Annotated in this window: 16 protein-coding genes; 9 read left to right on the top strand and 7 right to left on the bottom strand. The window is 71.9% G+C overall.

Translation table 11 applies throughout. The annotated features are described in order from the left end of the window. Positions 1-163: 163 nt before the first annotated feature. Positions 164-382 (bottom strand): hypothetical protein, encoded by a 219-nt coding sequence (locus ABZ808_RS24780; RefSeq protein ID WP_357010856.1) that lies wholly within the window; start codon positions 380-382, stop codon positions 164-166. 203 nt (positions 383-585) lie between these two features. Then, positions 586-2,019, bottom strand: a complete 1,434-nt coding sequence (locus tag ABZ808_RS24775; RefSeq protein WP_357010854.1) for an NYN domain-containing protein — start codon at positions 2,017-2,019, stop codon at positions 586-588. A gap of 127 nt (positions 2,020-2,146) precedes the next feature. Here ABZ808_RS24775 and ABZ808_RS24770 point away from each other — a divergent pair, with 127 nt between their 5' ends. The 5 genes from ABZ808_RS24770 (at position 2,147) to ABZ808_RS24750 (ending at position 7,641) form a co-directional block, all read left to right on the top strand. Continuing rightward, a complete protein-coding gene (locus ABZ808_RS24770; RefSeq protein ID WP_357010852.1) occupies positions 2,147-3,901 on the top strand; it encodes a DEDD exonuclease domain-containing protein in 1,755 nt (584 codons plus the stop codon). Between the two features lie 128 nt (positions 3,902-4,029). Next, positions 4,030-5,823, top strand: a complete 1,794-nt coding sequence (locus ABZ808_RS24765) for an HD domain-containing protein (RefSeq protein ID WP_357011223.1) — start codon at positions 4,030-4,032, stop codon at positions 5,821-5,823. A 53-nt stretch (positions 5,824-5,876) separates the two neighbouring features. Beyond that, positions 5,877-6,419, top strand: a complete 543-nt coding sequence (locus ABZ808_RS24760; RefSeq protein WP_357010850.1) for an NUDIX domain-containing protein — start codon at positions 5,877-5,879, stop codon at positions 6,417-6,419. Then, positions 6,416-7,270 (top strand): sugar phosphate nucleotidyltransferase, encoded by an 855-nt coding sequence (locus ABZ808_RS24755; protein WP_357010848.1) that lies wholly within the window; start codon positions 6,416-6,418, stop codon positions 7,268-7,270. The genes ABZ808_RS24760 and ABZ808_RS24755 overlap by 4 nt, the downstream gene beginning before the upstream one ends. Before the next feature lie 83 nt (positions 7,271-7,353). Then, entirely contained in the window at positions 7,354-7,641 is a 288-nt protein-coding gene (locus ABZ808_RS24750) for an Lrp/AsnC ligand binding domain-containing protein (RefSeq protein WP_357010846.1), read from the top strand. Positions 7,642-7,732: 91 nt separating this feature from the next. Here the strand turns inward: ABZ808_RS24750 and ABZ808_RS24745 are convergent, their stop codons facing one another. The 5 genes from ABZ808_RS24745 to ABZ808_RS24725 all read right to left on the bottom strand — a co-directional run bounded on the left by ABZ808_RS24745 (position 7,733) and on the right by ABZ808_RS24725 (position 12,906). Continuing rightward, on the bottom strand, positions 7,733-8,422 hold the full coding sequence (locus tag ABZ808_RS24745) for a DUF4142 domain-containing protein (RefSeq protein ID WP_357010844.1): 690 nt from the start codon (positions 8,420-8,422) through the stop codon (positions 7,733-7,735). Between the two features lie 194 nt (positions 8,423-8,616). Then, a complete protein-coding gene (locus tag ABZ808_RS24740) occupies positions 8,617-10,248 on the bottom strand; it encodes a cytochrome b N-terminal domain-containing protein (protein WP_357010842.1) in 1,632 nt (543 codons plus the stop codon). After that, positions 10,245-11,333, bottom strand: a complete 1,089-nt coding sequence (locus tag ABZ808_RS24735) for a Rieske 2Fe-2S domain-containing protein (RefSeq protein WP_357010840.1) — start codon at positions 11,331-11,333, stop codon at positions 10,245-10,247. Before ABZ808_RS24735 ends, ABZ808_RS24740 begins: the two co-directional genes overlap by 4 nt. Positions 11,334-11,397: 64 nt before the next feature. Beyond that, a complete protein-coding gene (locus tag ABZ808_RS24730; RefSeq protein WP_357010838.1) occupies positions 11,398-12,234 on the bottom strand; it encodes a cytochrome c in 837 nt (278 codons plus the stop codon). Between the two features lie 72 nt (positions 12,235-12,306). Then, positions 12,307-12,906, bottom strand: a complete 600-nt coding sequence (locus ABZ808_RS24725) for a heme-copper oxidase subunit III (protein WP_357010836.1) — start codon at positions 12,904-12,906, stop codon at positions 12,307-12,309. A 108-nt stretch (positions 12,907-13,014) separates the two neighbouring features. Between ABZ808_RS24725 and ABZ808_RS24720 the strand changes: the two genes are divergently transcribed. From ABZ808_RS24720 to ABZ808_RS24705, 4 genes are all read left to right on the top strand, one after another. Continuing rightward, the gene (locus tag ABZ808_RS24720; protein ID WP_357010834.1) at positions 13,015-14,004 is read left to right on the top strand and encodes a cytochrome c oxidase assembly protein; all 990 of its coding nucleotides are present in this window, start codon (positions 13,015-13,017) and stop codon (positions 14,002-14,004) included. Positions 14,005-14,191: 187 nt separating this feature from the next. Further along, positions 14,192-14,587, top strand: coding sequence for a hypothetical protein (locus ABZ808_RS24715; RefSeq protein WP_357010832.1), 396 nt, complete (start codon positions 14,192-14,194; stop codon positions 14,585-14,587). 89 nt (positions 14,588-14,676) lie between these two features. Next, positions 14,677-15,720 (top strand): anthranilate phosphoribosyltransferase, encoded by a 1,044-nt coding sequence (gene trpD, locus ABZ808_RS24710; protein ID WP_357010830.1) that lies wholly within the window; start codon positions 14,677-14,679, stop codon positions 15,718-15,720. Positions 15,721-15,892: 172 nt separating this feature from the next. Next, positions 15,893-16,099 (top strand): hypothetical protein, encoded by a 207-nt coding sequence (locus ABZ808_RS24705; protein ID WP_357010828.1) that lies wholly within the window; start codon positions 15,893-15,895, stop codon positions 16,097-16,099. The last annotated feature ends 47 nt before the right edge of the window (positions 16,100-16,146 follow it).

The raw sequence follows: 16,146 nt of genomic DNA, 5'->3' as shown, positions 1-16,146 counted from the left end.
GTTGGCTGCCGCCGCGTCGTACCCCGCTCATTCCGCCGCTCCTCCCGCCGTGACCGCCCATCCTATGGCCCGCGAAAACCCCGCACCGGGCGCGGTATGGCGCTCAGCCGACCCGGCGGGCGGCGTGGCGGCGGACCCGCGCCGGACGCCCGGCGTGCCGCGCTCAGGCGACCCGGCGGCGGGCCTGGCGGCGGGCCGTGCCGGGGCGCGCGGGCGCGGCCAGCACCTCCACGTCGAAGCCGGCTCGGGCGAGCACCTCGATCGCCTCGACCTCGGCGGCGACCAGCCCGGCCGCCGGGGACGTCTCGTCGAACAGGGCGGCCAGCGGGCAGCCGGAGCAGCCCGTGCCCCGCTTCGCGCACCCGTCGCAGTCGATGAGCATCACGCCTCCTGATCGGCTCGCGATGCCGGCCCGCGCCTTGTCGTCGCCGGCCGAGCACCGTCGGTCACATCGACGCTATCCACCGGGTACGACAGAACCGTCCGCACCGACCGTTGCGGGCGAGATCCACTCCAGATCAGCGATATCGGGGTATCCCGGCCGGTCCGACACCCCGACCGTGTCGACAACGCCGGGGGTCGAGGTCAGGAGCGGGCGAGCCGCCGCAGCAGCGAGTCGGCCCCCAGCGGGTACGCGCCGTGCCGGCGGACCCCGTCGGCCACCTCGCGGTCGGACGAGACCACCACGACCGGCCGACCCGCCGGTTCGGCGCGGACCAGCCGTCGGATCAGCTCGTCGGCCGTCTCGCCCTTGCGGGAGAAGAGCACCCGGACGCCGCGCGGCGCCGGTGGCAGCCCGTGCATCCGCTCCGCCCCGTCGAACACGACGGTGACCTCGTCGCCGGTCTGCGCGGCGATCCCGCCCAGCCCGGTGATCAGACGCTTGCGCTGCTGCTCCAGGGACATCTCGCCGAAGCCGCGCTTGGTGACGTTGTAGCCGTCGACCACCAGGTGCGCCCGGGGCAGGGCGAGCAGCTGGTCCAGCCGGGCCGGATCGTCGGTGTCGCGGGCACGCGCGGCCGGACCGGCCGGGGCGGCGCCCGGCTGCTCGGCGAACGCGTCGGCCACGAAATCGGCGGGGAGCTTGTCCACCGGGTCGAGGGCCAGCTCGCGGCGCAGCCCGACGGCGGCCTGACCGATGGTCTCCAGCAGCAGCCAGAGCCGCGCGTCGTCGACCGAGCGCGCCTCCTTGGCGCTGGCGCGGGCCACCCCGGCCGCCGCCTCCGCCTCGGCGAGCCGGGCGCGGGCGCGACGCAGCTCGGCGTCCACGTCGGCGCTCGCCCGCGCCGCCCGGCCCCGCTCGGTGGCCAGCAGCTCGGTGGCCTTGCGCTCGCGGGCCTGGGTCTCCCGCAGGGTACGGGCCAGCTGGCGGGACTCCTCGCGGAGCTGGCCCAGCTCCTCGCGGACGCGCGACAGCTCGTCGCGCAGCTTCTCGGCCTCGACCCGGGCCACCGCCCGGTCGTGCTCGGCGCGGGTGGCCCGCTGCTCGGCCTCGCGGACCAGCTCGGCGACGACCGCGCTGTCGGCCTCGGCGCGAACCGCGGCGCCGCTGGCGTCGATCAACTGGCGCCAGCCGCGGGGCCGGGCCAGGTAGGCCAGCGCGGCCACCTCGACGGGGTCGGCGGCGGCCGGCGCGGTGCCCTCGATCACGGCCGCGCCGAGGTCGCCGGCGTCGGTCAGCACCCGGGCGGTGACCCGCTGCCGGAACAGCGGATCAGCGGCGAGCTGGGCGGCGATGGCCGGCGCGCCGAGCCGGGCCCGCCGGTTCGGGGCGAACTTGGCCACCCGGCGCAGCGGCACCGGCACCTCGTCGGCGGGCAGGGCGGGCAGCACGGCGGCGGTCAGCGCCACGATCCGCTGTCGGACCGGCTCGGGCAACGTGGGCTCCGGCTCGACCGCCGGCTCACCACCGGCTGGTCCGGCGGAATCCTCGCTGATGTCCGGGTCGCCCACGGCACCGTCGCCCACGACCGGATCCTCCTGCGGGAGGTGGTCGTCGTACGGCTCGGTGAGGGGCATGTGGCAAGTCTCCCACCGTTGGTGGGCCCACCGCCCGGTGAGTGAGCCGATCTCTCATCCTAGCCCCATGGTTACTGGTGAGGCCGCTGTGCCGGGAGTGTCGGACCGGGGCGCTAGCGTGCCGCCGATGGCACAGGCGGAGTACGTCCAGGAATCACTGGCCGGTCTCGACCCGGCGGCGGGCGGGGTGGACCCGGCACTGCCCCTGTATGCGACCACCTTCGTGGTGGTCGACCTGGAGACCACCGGTGGAGCGCCCGACGGCGGCGGCATCACCGAGATCGGCGCGGTCAAGGTGCGCGGGGGCGAGCAGTTGGGCGTGCTGGCCACCCTGGTCAACCCGGGGCAGCCGATCCCGCCGTTCATCACCGTCCTGACCGGGATCACCCAGGCCATGCTGGTGCCGGCGCCGCCGATCGAGCAGGTGCTGCCGAGCTTTCTGGAGTTCATCGCCGACGCGGTGCTGGTGGCCCACAACGCCCCCTACGACGTGGGCTTCCTCAAGGCCGCCTGCGCGAAGCACGGCTACCGCTGGCCCAGTCCCCGCGTGTTGGACACGGCCGCGCTGGCCCGTCGGGTGCTGACCCGCGACGAGGTGCCCAACCGCAAGCTGGGCACCCTGGCGGCCTACTTCCGCACCGCCACCCAGCCCACCCACCGTGCGCTCGACGACGCGAAGGCCACCGTCGACGTGCTGCACGGGCTGATCGGCCGGCTCGGCGGCCACCGGGTGGACACCGTCGGCGACGCCATCGAGTTCGCCCGCGCCGTCACCCCGACCCAGCGCCGCAAGCGCCACCTGGCCGAGGGGCTGCCGAAGGTCCCCGGGGTCTACATCTTCCGGGCGGCCGACGACCGGCCGCTCTACGTCGGCACCTCCGGCGACATCGCGACCCGGGTGCGCAGCTACTTCACCGCCGGCGAGAAGCGCGCCCGGATCTCCGAGATGCTGGCCGCGGCCGAGCGGGTCGAGGCATTGGAGTGCGCGCACTCGCTGGAGGCTGAGGTCCGCGAGCTGCGGTTGATCGCCGCGCACGCGCCGCCGTACAACAGGCGGTCGAAATACCCGGAGCGCATGGTCTGGCTCAAGCTGACCGACGGCCCGTACCCCCGGTTGTCGATCGTCCGTGAGATCTCCCCCGCGGACACCGCCTATCTCGGGCCCTTCACCTCCCGGCGGTCCGCTGAGCTGGCCGCCGCCGGCTTCCACGACGCCGTGCCGCTGCGCCAGTGCACGCACCGGCTCTCGCTGCGCACCGTCACGCCGGCCTGCGCCCTGGCCGAGCTGGGTCGCTGCCCGGCACCCTGCGAGCACAAGATCACCCCCGACGAGTACGACGACCGCGCGGCGGCGCCGTTTCGCACCGCGACCGCCAGCGACCCGCAGGTGGTGGTGGACGCGCTGCTCGCCCGGATCGAGGTGCTCTCCCGCGACCAGCGCTACGAGGAGGCCGCCGTGACGCGGTCCCGGCTGGCCGCGGTGCTGCGCGCCACCCTGCGGATGCAACGGCTGGCCGCGCTGACCGGGATCGCCGAGCTGGCCGCCGCCCGGCCGGCCGCTCGGGGCGGCTGGGAGCTGGCCCTGGTCCGGCACGGCCGGCTGGCCGGCGCTGGGGTGTCCCCGCCGGGCGTTCACCCGCGACCCACGCTGACCACCATCCGGGCCACCGCCGAGACGGTGCCGGGCGGGCACGGCCCGGTGCCGTCGGCCACGGCGGAGGAGTCCGAACGCATCCTGTCCTGGTTGGAGCGATCGGAGACCCGGCTCGTCGAGATGTCCTCCGGATGGTCCTCGCCAGCCGGTGGCGCGGGCCGCTTCCGTGACCTGCTGGCGAAGGCCGAGAGCGGAGCATCCCACCAACTCTCGACCGAACGCTCATGACCAAGTGTCCGATCGGACTACGTCGGCTCGCTTAGGCTGTTAGAGGAGTGCAGTCCTGCCCGTTTCGTGGGCCTGCTCCCGTCCGCCGGGTCCGGCGGGCGCGGAGCCGGGGTGAGGAGGTGTCCCTCGTGGACGTCGACGCCGGACACGGCGCCGCCCTGGGGGGCGCCCTGCCGACCCAGTCGGGTGAGCTGCCACTGACCCGCCGCCTGCGGTCGTTACTCACCTGGCCGACCACCGACTCCGACCCGGTCACCCAACTGGTCCGCACCCATCGGAGCATCCACGCCGGCACCGACCCGGCGGTGTTGCGCCGGGCGTACACCATCGCGGAGAACATGCACCGCGGGCAGTTCCGCAAGAGCGGCGAACCGTACATCACCCATCCGCTCGCGGTGGCGCAGATCTGCGCCGAGCTGGGCATGGACACCACCACCCTGGTGGCGGCGCTGCTGCACGACACCGTCGAGGACACCCGCTACACGCTCCAGGCGCTGTCCGAGGATTTCGGCGGCGAGGTGGCCCACCTGGTCGACGGGGTGACCAAGTTCGACAAGGCGTTCTACGGCAAGGCCGCCGAGGCAGAGACGATCCGCAAGATGATCGTCGCGGCCGCCAAGGACGTCCGGGTGCTGATCATCAAGTTGGCCGACCGGCTGCACAACATGCGGACCCTCGGTGTGCGCTCCGCCGCGTCGCGGGAACGGATCGCCCGCAAGACCCAGGAGGTGCTGGTCCCGCTCTGCGACCGGTTGGGCATCCAGAGCCTCAAGCGTGAGCTGGACGACGTGGTGCTGCTGCACCTGGAGCCCGACGAGCACGCCCGGCTGGCCCGGCACGTACACGACCGGCCCGGCTGGGACGCGTACCTGGACTCGGTGGTGACCCGGACCCGGGTGGCGTTGCGCCGCAGCCGGGTCGACGCCGAGGTGTCCCCTCGCCCCCGGCACCTCTACTCGATCTGGAAGGACACCGTCGCCGGCGGTCACACCGCCCCGTACGACCTGCCCCGCATCTCGGTGGTGGTCGACGGCCCGGCCACCGACTGTTACGCCGCACTGGGCGCGATCCACGGCACCTGGCGACCGGTCCCCGGCCGCTTCAAGGACTTCATCGCCTCACCGAAGAACAACCTCTACCGCTCACTGCACACCAGCGTCTGCGGCCCACAGAACCGCACGGTCGAGGTGCTGATCCGCACCGAGGAGATGCACCGGTCGGCCGAGTACGGCATCGCCGCCGACTTCCGCTTCCCGCGTTCGGGCCGGGGCGGCGCGGCGGCCCGCGCCGAGCAGCTGGACTGGCTGCGCCGGGTGCTCGACTGGGAGCCGGACGCCGCCGACCCGGCGCAGTTCTACGAGTCGCTGCGCTGCGACCTCGCCGAGGGTCAGATCCAGGTCTTCGCCGACGGGCGTCAGGTGGTGCTGCCGGCCGGTGCCACGCCTGTCGACGTGGCCTACGAGCTGGGCAGCGAGCGGGGCGACCGCTGCCTCGCCGCCCGGATCAACGGCCGGCTCGCGCCGCTGAGCTCGGAGCTGGACGAGGGCGACGTGGTGGAGATCTTCACCGAGAACGACGGCGACAGCGGCTTCGAAGCCGGTGAGGAACGGCGGGGCCCGCGCCGCGAATGGCTCAGTTTCGTCAAGTCGCCGCACGCCCAGATGCAGATCAACCGCTGGTTCGCCGAGCACACCGAGCCGGGCATCACGATCAGCGACAAGGTCCGCCTGGGTCGGGCCACCATCGGGCTGGCCCTGCGCCAGCACAACCGTGGCCTCGCCAGCGACCTGCCGCTGCTGCGGCTCTCCGAGGAGCTGGGCTACCCCGACCTGGAGACCCTGCTGGTCGCGGTCTTCGACCGGGTGCTCGAACCCGACACCGTGGTGCGCCAGCTCATCGACCTGGTCGACCATCGGCAGTGACCGGCCGGGCCCCACGGCATCCGAGGGACATTCGTGACCACTAGCCTGGGGTCATGATCCCCCGTTCCCGCGCCACTGGTCGGGCCATCTTCTACCAGGCTTTCTACCGGCTGCCGCTGCCGGTGCGCCGGCGCCTGGTCCGGCTGGCCGTACCGAAGTACATCGTCGGCGCGGTCACCCTGGTCCGCGACGCCGAGGCCACGGGCGCGGGCCGGTTGCTGCTGCTGCGTCAGCCGCCCGGCCGGGGATGGTCGCTCCCCGCCGGCCTGCTCAATCGGGCCGAGGCGCCGGTGGTGGGCGCGGCGCGCGAACTGTTCGAGGAGTCCGGCATCCGTCTCCCCCCGTCGCGGCTGCGCCCGGCGGTGCCGAACGCGATCGTGCACGCCAAGGGCTGGGTGGACATGGTCTTCGAGACGGAGGTGCCGGCGTCCGACACCGCGCTGGCGGTCGACGGCGCGGAGGTCTTCGAGGCCGCGTGGCACCCGCTGGACGACCTGCCCAAGCTGACCTGGCCCACCGCCCGGCTGCTCGCCTACTACGACATCGGGCCGCTGGCCGGGCAGTTCCCGCCACCGATCCCCGACACCGCGCCATGACCGGGGCGGGCGGGCCGGCGGACGTCTGCGCGGTGGTGCTGGCCGCCGGCGAGGGCACCCGGCTGCGCCCGCTCACCGAACGGGTGCCCAAGGCGCTCTGCCCGGTGGGCAACGTGCCACTGCTGGATCACGCGTTGACCCGGCTGGCGGGGCTCGGCCTGGCCGGCCCGGCCCGGGTCGCGGTGAACGCCTGCTACCTCGCCGACCAGGTGGTCGCGCATGTCGACGACCGGGCTCACCTGTCGGTAGAGCCGGGTGACCCGCTCGGCACCGCGGGCGGCCTGGCCAACCTGCGGGACTGGATCGACGGACGGCCGGTGCTGGTCGGCAACGCGGACGCGTACCTGGCCGACCCGGCCGCTCCCCCGGGCCCGGACGTGGCCGCGATGCTGGACGGCTGGGACGGGCACACCGTACGCCTGCTCGGTCAGCCCGCCGCCGACCCGGCGGCACCTGGCACCTTCGCCGGGCACTGCTTCACCGGCCTGTCGCTGCTGCCCTGGCGGCTGGTCCGTGACCTGCCGGTGGTCCTCTCCGACCTGGTACACGCCGTCTGGCGGCCGGCCGAGGCGGCCGGCGCGCTGGAGGTGGTGCCCTACCGGGGCACCTTCTACGACACCGGCACCCCCGCCGACTACCTGAGGGCGAACCTGCACGCCGCCGCCGGTGGCGTCCTGGTCGACCCCTCGGCGACGGTCACCGGTCGCTGTGTGGAATCGGTGGTCGGCGCCGGTGCGCGGGTGGACGGCGACGTGTGCCGCACGGTGGTGTGGCCCGGCGCGACCGTGCGCGACGGCGAGCGGCTGCGGGACGTGGTCCGGGCCGCCGACGACCTGACCGTGCCCTGCTGAGCCCCGATGGCTCCACCCCCGGCTCGACCCGGTGGGAAAACATCTAGCATGGGCGACGACGCCAACGAACGGAGCAATGTGCCGTGATCACCGCGATCGTGCTGATCGACTGCGCCACCGACGCGATCCCCGAGGTGGCGGAGACCCTGGCCAACGTTCCCGGCGTCAGCGAGGTCTACTCGGTGGCCGGGCACGTCGACCTCATCGCCATCGTCCGGGTCCGCGAGTTCGACCAGATCGCCCAGGTCATCGCGGGCAGCATCTCCAAGGTGCCGGGCGTGCTGAACACCGAGTCGCACATCGCGTTCCGGGCGTACTCCCAGCACGACCTGGAGCAGGCCTTCGCGATCGGCCTGGCCAGCGCCGACTGACGCCGTCGGCGTTCCACGGCCCGGGCCGACCCGGACACACGACGGCCGGTCCACCCGAGCGGGTGAACCGGCCGTCCTTGCTGCCGCTACGTCAGCTCACGCTCGGAGCCGGCGTCTCGGTGGTGCCGCCGCCCGGCGCAGGCGACTCGGTGGTGCCACCCGGGGCCGGCGACTCGGTGCCGGTGCCACCCGGGGCCGGCGACTCAGTGCCGGTGCCACCCGGGCTGGGCGTACCGCTGGCGCTGGTCTGCGGGACCGGGATACCCAACTGGTTGGCGAGCTGGACCAGCTCGTCATAGTGCGCCTGCAGCGTCGGCAGGGCGGTCTGGGCCAACTGGACCACCGACTGGTCGGAGCCCTGCGAGATCTCCGTCTGGGTGGCCTGGATGGCCTGGACGTGGCCAGCCAGCTCACTGGTCACCCAGAGCCGATCGAACTCCGCGCCGCTGACGTTGTTCAGCTTGTCGATGACCGCCTGCTGATCGGCGGTGGGTTCCTTCGGCAGTTCGACGCTGAGCTGCGACGCGGTCTGCTGCACCGTCTGGTCCAGAGACGTGTGGTCGGTCTTCAACATCGCGCCCAGGTCCTTCACCCCCTGGTCCTGGCCCTTCTGCTCGGCCAGGCCACCGGCGGTGATCTCGAACAGGTTCACCTGGTGCAGCGCCTGCAGATACTGGGTGTCCTGCGTCGACGGCTGCGCCGCGGCCTGCGCGGCCGCAGCAGGCGCGACGCCGACCAGTACCAGCGCGGCCAACAGGCCGAGGCGTTTGATACCCAACATGCTTCCCCCCCTAGAGACGTTGGACCGCACGGATACCCGGCTCACCGGGGTTATTCCTGCGATCGCCCGTCGCGCGGGGTCGACCGGTCCCGCGTCGGCCGTCCGACTCCTGGCCGGTTGGGCGACGAAGGCCGGTAAACGGCGTGGCGCCCGCCGGAGTCCGGCGGGCGCCACGTGACGCAGCGTTCGGGGGGTCAGCGACGGCTCTCGCCGCTGCTGATCTCCTCGTGCTCGGGTCGGGCCTCGACCGGCGGGTGCCCCGGCGAAACCGGTGCCTCGACCGGCTTCTCGATCGGGTAGAAGAAGCCCCGGATCGCCGGGCCGAGGGCCCCGAGCCGGTTCATCTTCTTCGGCACCACCCAGCCGACGTACTCCAGCTCGCCGTGGCCGTCGCCGTGCCCGTTCGCCGCGCTGAGCGGCTGGTGCACCTCGACGAACCGACCGTCCGGCATACGCCGGATGATGCCGGTCTCCACGCCGTGCGCGAGCACCTCCCGGTCGTGCTGCTGCAGACCCAGGCAGAGCCGGTAGGTGACGTAGTACGCCAGCGGCGGGAGGATCAGCAGGCCGATCCGGCCGGCCCAGGTCATCGCGTTCAAGCTGATCTGGAACTTGTCGGCGATCACGTCGTTGGCGCCGGAGAGCGTCAGCACGATGTAGAACGACACCGCCATGGCGCCGAGCGCGGTCCGGGCCGGAACGTCGCGGGGCCGCTGGAGCAGGTTGTGGCTCTTGCGGTCCTTGAGGTGCCGCGCCTCCAGGAACGGGTACATCGTCGACAGGCCCACCAGGATGCCGGGTAGCACCACCGTCGGCCAGAACAGCGGCGGGATGACGTATCCGTCACCGATCGGGATGTTGATCTCCCAGGCCGGCATGAGTCGCGTCGAGCCGTCGAGGAACATGACGTACCAGTCGGGCTGGCTGGCGGCCGAGACCACCCACGCCTCGTACGGGCCGAACAGCCAGATCGGGTTGATCTGGAACAGACCGCCCATCAGCGCGATGACGCCGAAGACGACCATGAAGAAGCCGCCCTGCTTCAACGCGTAGCGCGGGAACATCCGCTCGCCGACCACGTTGTTGTTGGTCCGGCCGGGGCCGGGCCACTGGGTGTGCTTCTGCTTGAAGACCAGGCCCAGGTGGACGCTGATCAGCGCGACCAGCAGGCCCGGGACGAGCAGGACGTGGGCGATGAAGAACCGGCTGATGATGATCGTGCCGGGGAACTCGCCGCCGAAGACCGACGAGGTGACCCAGGAGCCGATCACCGGGATGGACAGCATGATCGCCGAGGCGATCCGCAGGCCGGTGCCGGACAGGCCGTCGTCCGGCAGCGAGTAGCCGGTGAAGCCGGCCAGGAAGCCGACCCAGAACAGCAGCGAGCCGATGATCCAGTTGGTCTCGCGCGGCTTGCGGAACGCGCCGGTGAAGAAGACCCGCAGCATGTGCACGACGATCGCGGCCATGAACAGCAGCGCCGACCAGTGGTGCATCTGCCGCATCACCAGGCCACCGCGGACGTCGAACGAGATGTCCAGGCTGGAGGCGTACGCGGCGGACATGGGGGTGCCCTGCAACGGGGCGTAGCTGCCGTTGTAGACCACCTCGGTCATCGCCGGCTCGTAGAAGAAGGTGAGGAACACACCGGTCAGCAGCAGCACGACGAACGAGAACAGCGCGATCTCGCCGAGCAGGAAGGACCAGTGGTCCGGGAAGACCTTGTTCAGCAGCTTGCGCAGCGGGGTGGCCACCTGGAAGCGGTCGTCCACTCCCACCGCAGCCTTGCCCGGCGTCGCCGCAAGGTCAAGCTTTCGACGCTTCATGGCCGCTCCCAGAAATCAGGCCCGACGGTCTCGGTGAAGTCGGACTTCGCCACGAAGAAACCCTCGGAGTCCACCTCGATCGGCAGCTGCGGCAGCCGCCGGCTGGCAGGGCCGAAGACGGGCTTGGCGTTGTCGGTGATCAGGAACTGGGACTGGTGGCACGGGCAGAGCAGCCGGTTGGTCTGCTGCTCGTACAGGCTGGCGGGGCAGCCGGCGTGCGTGCAGATCTTGGAGAACGCCGCGTAGTTGCCCCACATGTAGTCGCCGTGGCCGATCCGCTCGTTGGCCCGGCGCGACTCCTGCGCGTCGGAGTCCCGCAGGTGGATCAGCAGCGTGGGCGAGTCGGCGTGCAGGTTGCTCACGCCGTGGTCGATGCCCGGGAAGACGGTCAGCTGACCGCCGGCGCTGACGTCAGCCGGACGGATCGGACGGCCGTCCTCGCGGACGAGGCGGATCCGCTGGCCACCCTCCGCGGGAGAGAAGCCGGTGCGGAACATCTGGTTGTTCTTGTGCGGGTTGGAGATCAACCCACCGACCAGCGGCGCCGCGGCGACCGCGGCGACCGGCGCGAGACCGGCCAGCAGCGAGATGCCCAGCAGCGGGCGACGCTTCACACCCAGCTCGTCGGCCATGTAGAGCATGGTCTGCCCGGTGATGGTGCGGCCCTCGGCGTCCACCTGACCTTCGTGCCGGTCCTGGATCGAGACCTCCTTGGGCAGCAACTTCTTGCCCCAGGTCAGGATGCCGAAGCCGACGGCGAGCAGCGCCACGCCGAGGGTGGCGCCGAGCAGCGGCGTGTAGAGCTTGTCGCCACCGCGGCCCGGCTCGTACTGCCACGGCCACCAGATGTAGATGGCCAGGAACGCGGTGGCCGCCAGGCCGGTGATCAGGAAGAACGCGGCCACCACCCGGGTCAGCCGACGCTCGGCCTTGGTGCCGGGCAGCACCTGCGGTTCGTAGTGGACGATCTCGATGTCGTCCCGACGAGCGCCCTCGCGGACGATGTCGAACCGGGTCAGCCTGGGGTCGTTCAGGTCGAGCGGCTCCGGGCCCTGCGAGGCCTGGTGCTCGGTGTGGGTGCTCATGCCGTCACCTCGCTACGGGTGGCGCCGAGCGGCACCACGGCACGGAATCTGATGGTCCGCTCGGTCACGACTTGCCCGCAATCCAGAGGCTGGCGAAGACGAGCGCCACGATGCCAACCAGGAAGATCACCAGGCCCTCGGTGGACGGCCCGTACCGACCGAGGTTGAACCCGCCCGGGTCCTGGTCGTGCTTCAGCGTCTCCTGGATGTAGGCGATGATGTCGGCCTTCTGCTCCGGCCGGAGCTGGTTGTCGCCGAACACCGGCATGTTCTGCGGGCCGCTCAACATCGCCGCGTAGATCTGCCGGTCGGTCGCCGGGTGCAGGCTCGGGGCGAACTTGCCCGAGGAGAGGGCACCACCGCCGCCGCCGAAGGCGTGACACTGCGAGCAGTTGATCCGGAACAGTTCGCCGCCGGCCGCCACGTTGGCGCCGTCGCGGAGCACGTCGCCCTCCGGAACGACCGGACCGCCGCCGAGCTCCTGGACGTACTGGGCGAGCTGACGGGTCTGCTCGTCGGTGAAGAGCGGGGGCTTGCGGTGCGCCTGCGCCTCCTGCCGGGCCATCGGCATCCGGCCGGAGCTGACCTGGAACTCGACCGAGGCCCCGCCGACGCCGACCAGGCTCGGCCCGCGACCCTCGACGCCCTGGGCGTTGCGTCCGTGGCAGGTCACACAGCTCACGTCGAACAGCGCCTTGCCCTCGGCAGCGGCGCCGGTCATCGGCGGGTTGTCCTGCGCCTGCGCACCGGGGGCGAAGACGGTGTAGGCACCGCCGGCAAGCATCAGCGCGGCGATCAGCCGGACTGCGGCGCCCAGCCGGCGGCGGCCCCTGCTGCGCGCGGCGGGCCGCTCGCGCAACCGCGCGAGCAGGCCGCGTCGGCGGTCGTTGTCAGAAGTCATGAGCGGTGTCCTTAACCGGTTGGACCTTGTCTCAGGGGACGAAGCAGCGGCGCGGTTCGTGACGCGCCAAGATCACTGAAGCCAGTAGATCATGGCGTACAGCCCGATCCACACGACGTCGACGAAGTGCCAGTAGTACGACACGACGATCGCCGAGGTCGCCTGCGCCGGAGTGAACCGGCCCATGGTCGTGCGGACCATGAAGATGACGAAGGCGACCAGACCACCGGCCACGTGCAGGCCGTGGAAGCCGGTCGTCAGGTAGAACATCGAGCCGTACCCGTCGGCGTTGATCTTGATGCCCTCGTGGACCAGCTCGCGGTACTCGTTCAGCTGGCCGAGCACGAAGATCAGGCCCATCACGAACGTGACGGTGAACCAGCGCCGCAGCGCGTGCACGTCGCCCTTCTCCGCCGCGAAGACGCCGAGCTGGCACGTCACCGAGGAGAGGACCAGGATCACCGTGAAGGTGGTCGCGTACGGGATGTTCAGCACCTCGGTGTGCTTCTCCCATTGCTCCGGCGCTGCCGCGCGGATGGAGAAGTACATCGCGAAGAGCGCCGCGAAGAACATGAGTTCACTGGAGAGCCACACGATCGTCCCGACGCTGACCATGTTGGGTCGTGTCAGAGAATGGATCCGGCTCTTGTCAATGGCTGGGGCCGCAGTCACGCCGTCATTATTGCCCCTGACCGGGGGCGGCGATCAGCGGGGTGGCAAACCTGCGCCTTCCGTGGGCCGACCGTCAGGGTCCGGTTCGCCTGGCCTAGCCTGAAAAGCGTGCTGCACGTCGATCCGATCCTCGCCGCCACCTCGGCCGTCCCGGCCGCTGTGCTCGCGGCCACCCCGGCGGGCTCGTCCACCCTGGCCGCCAGCGCCGAGGCGACCCCGCCACCGTTCACCGTCGGCGCGGTCCTGACCGAGACCCGGCTGGACAGCTGGCTGGCCCTCGGCCTGGTGCTCGCCGCCGGCCTCTACCTCTACGGGGTGCACCGGCTGCGCGTCCGCGGCGACCGCTGGCCGATCGCGCGTACCGCGTTCTTCCTCGGTCCTGGCCTGGGCGGCATCGCGCTGGTCACGGTCAGCGGGCTGCACGCCTACGACACCGCGCTGCTGTCGGTGCACATGGTCCAGCACATGGTGCTCTCCATGGTGTCGCCGATCTTCCTCGCGCTGGGCGCGCCGATGACGTTGGCCCTGCGGACGCTGCCGGTCGGGCCGCGCAAGCGCCTCCTGGCGATCGTCCACAGCCGCGTCGCCCGCATCTACAGCTTCCCGCTGGTGGCGTTCGCCATCTTCGTGGTCAACCCGTTCGTGCTGTACTTCAGCGACCTGTACCGCTACACGCTGGAACACGCCTGGGCACACGAGCTGGTGCACGCGCACTTCATCATGACCGGCTGCGTCTTCTTCTGGCCGCTGCTCGGCCTCGACCCCCTGCCCGGCCGCTGGCCGTACCCGGCACGCGCGCTGCTGATGCTGCTCTCCGTGCCGTTCCACACCGTGCTCGGGCTCACCATCATGCAGAGCAGCACGCTCTTCGGCGGCGACTGGTACCCGTCGCTCAACCTGGGCTGGGCCGACCCCAAGGCCGACCAGGTGCTGGCCGGCGGCATCCTGTGGGCGGGTGGCGAATTCGTCAGCGTGACGATGATCGCGGTGCTGGTCGTGCAGTGGATCAAACAGTCCGAGCGGGAGGCCCGCCGACTCGACCGCGAGCTGGACCGCCAGGAGGCCCGCGACCGCGCCGCCGACGCCGCGACCGCCTGAGCTGCGCCGACGGTACGCCGGACGGGCGGCGGCGGGCGGCGTGTCGGCTACGTCACGTGGACCGGTACGATCTGCGGGCAGCTACGAGGTGGAAGCGGAGTGCCGGCATGAGTGAGCGCAGCGAACGAATCATCGGGCTCAGTGCGATGGTGCCTCATGGCGGCACGCAGCGAAGCGGAGTGCCGGCATGAGCGACCGACTTTGCACCGTCCTGCTCTACAGCGACGACCCGCAGGTCCGTGACCGGATGCGGCTCGCTGTCGGCACCCGGCCCGCACCCGGGTTGCAGGTCGAGTTCGTGGACGCGTCGACCTACGCCGAGACGATCCGCCTGGTCGACGACTACGAGATCGACCTGCTGCTGCTCGACGGTGAGGCGAGCCCGGGCGGCGGCATCGGCATCGCCCGGCAGATCAAGGACGACCGGGACGACGCGCCGCCGACCTGCCTGGTGATCGCCCGCGCCGCGGACCGATGGCTCGCCGCGTACGCCGAGGTCGACGCGACGCTGGTGCACCCGCTCGACCCGGTGACCACCGGCAGCACGGTGGCCGAGCTGCTGCGGACGCACGCACCCGCCTGACGTCCCCCGCTCTCCGGCACCGACACGGCGCCGGAGGGATCGGCGCCGGTTCCAGCCCACCCGCACTTCGTACGCTCGGGAGGCCCGTCATGGGCGATCGGACCTGGCCGCACCTGCTCACCTCGCTGCTGCGCGGCGAGGAGCTGTCCACCGCCGACACGGCGTGGGCGATGGGCGAGATCATGGCCGGCTCGGCGGGCGCCGCACAGGTCGCCGGCTTCGCGGTGGCGCTGCGGGCCAAGGGCGAGACCTCGGCTGAGCTGGCCGGTCTGGTGGAGACCATGCTGAGCCGGGCGGTCCCGGTCGACCTCCCCGACGAGCTGCGCTCGACCGCCCTGGACGTGGTCGGCACCGGCGGTGATCTCGCGCACACGGTCAACATCTCCACCATGGCCGCGCTGGTCGTGGCCGGCGCCGGCGTCCGGGTGGTGAAGCACGGCAACAGGGCCGCGTCCTCCTCCTGCGGCACCGCCGACCTGCTGGAATTCCTCGGCATCCCGCTCGACCTCGACCCGGACGCGATCGTGCGCTGCGTCACCGAGGCCGGCATCGGATTCTGCTTCGCGGCCCGCTTCCACCCCGGGATGCGGCACACCGGGCCGGTACGCCGGGAGTTGGGCGTCCCCACCGTGTTCAACTTCCTCGGCCCGCTGACCAACCCGGCCCGGCCTCGCGCCGGTGCCGTCGGCTGCTTCGACACGCGGATGGCGCCGGTGATGGCCGGCGTGTTCGCCGCTCGTGGCGACTCCGTGCTGGTGATGCGCGGCGAGGACGGGCTGGACGAGTTCACCACCGCCGCGCCGACCCGCGTCTGGGCGGCTCAGGGCGGCACCGTACGTGAGGCTGTGCTGGACGCGACGGACCTGGGGGTACCCCGGTCCACCCTCGGTGACCTGCGCGGCGGTGACGCCGCGTACAACGCCGACGTGGCCCGTCGCCTGCTGGCCGGCGAGACCGGTCCGGTGCGCGACGCGGTGCTGGTCAACGCGGCGGCGGCACTGGCCACCCAGGGTTCGCTGGAGGGCGACCTGACCGAGGCGCTGCGCGCCGGCCTGGACCGCGCCGCCGAGTCGATCGACTCCGGTGCGGCGGCGGCCACCCTCGACCGCTGGATCGAGACCGCCACCACCTGACGCGCGCCTGGCGGCCCGGTCACTCTCGACTCGTGACCCTTGCTGCTTCCGGCGACGGTGCGTGGGGATTTGTCGTACCCGCGTGTGAAACTACAGCCGAGTAGTTCTCCGTTTCCGCTGTGCGCCGCTGTCGCATCCGGGGCGGTTCACCTGGACTGAAAAGGAGACGCCCGTGTCGCACCGCGAGCTGCACTGCGACGTCTGCGAGGGCGTGACGCTGTTTGAGGCGCCGCCCTGCGTCGACGGCCACGGCACCGACTGTCCCGAGCTGATCTGCACCGACTGCGGCGCCGCCGTGGTCCTCGCCACGTTCGCCTCCCGTGTCACCCGCCTGGGTGACCGCCAACGCCCTCAGCGCACCCGCCGCCACGCCGCCTGAGGTGTGCGGCGTCGCGATCGACGCCAGATCGCCGACGTGGGGGCATC

This window comes from Micromonospora sp. NPDC047527, assembly GCF_040643015.1.
Taxonomy (GTDB): domain Bacteria; phylum Actinomycetota; class Actinomycetes; order Mycobacteriales; family Micromonosporaceae; genus Micromonospora.
Note: the sequence above shows the minus strand (reverse complement) of the source record. Positions and strands in the feature narration are given on the sequence as shown.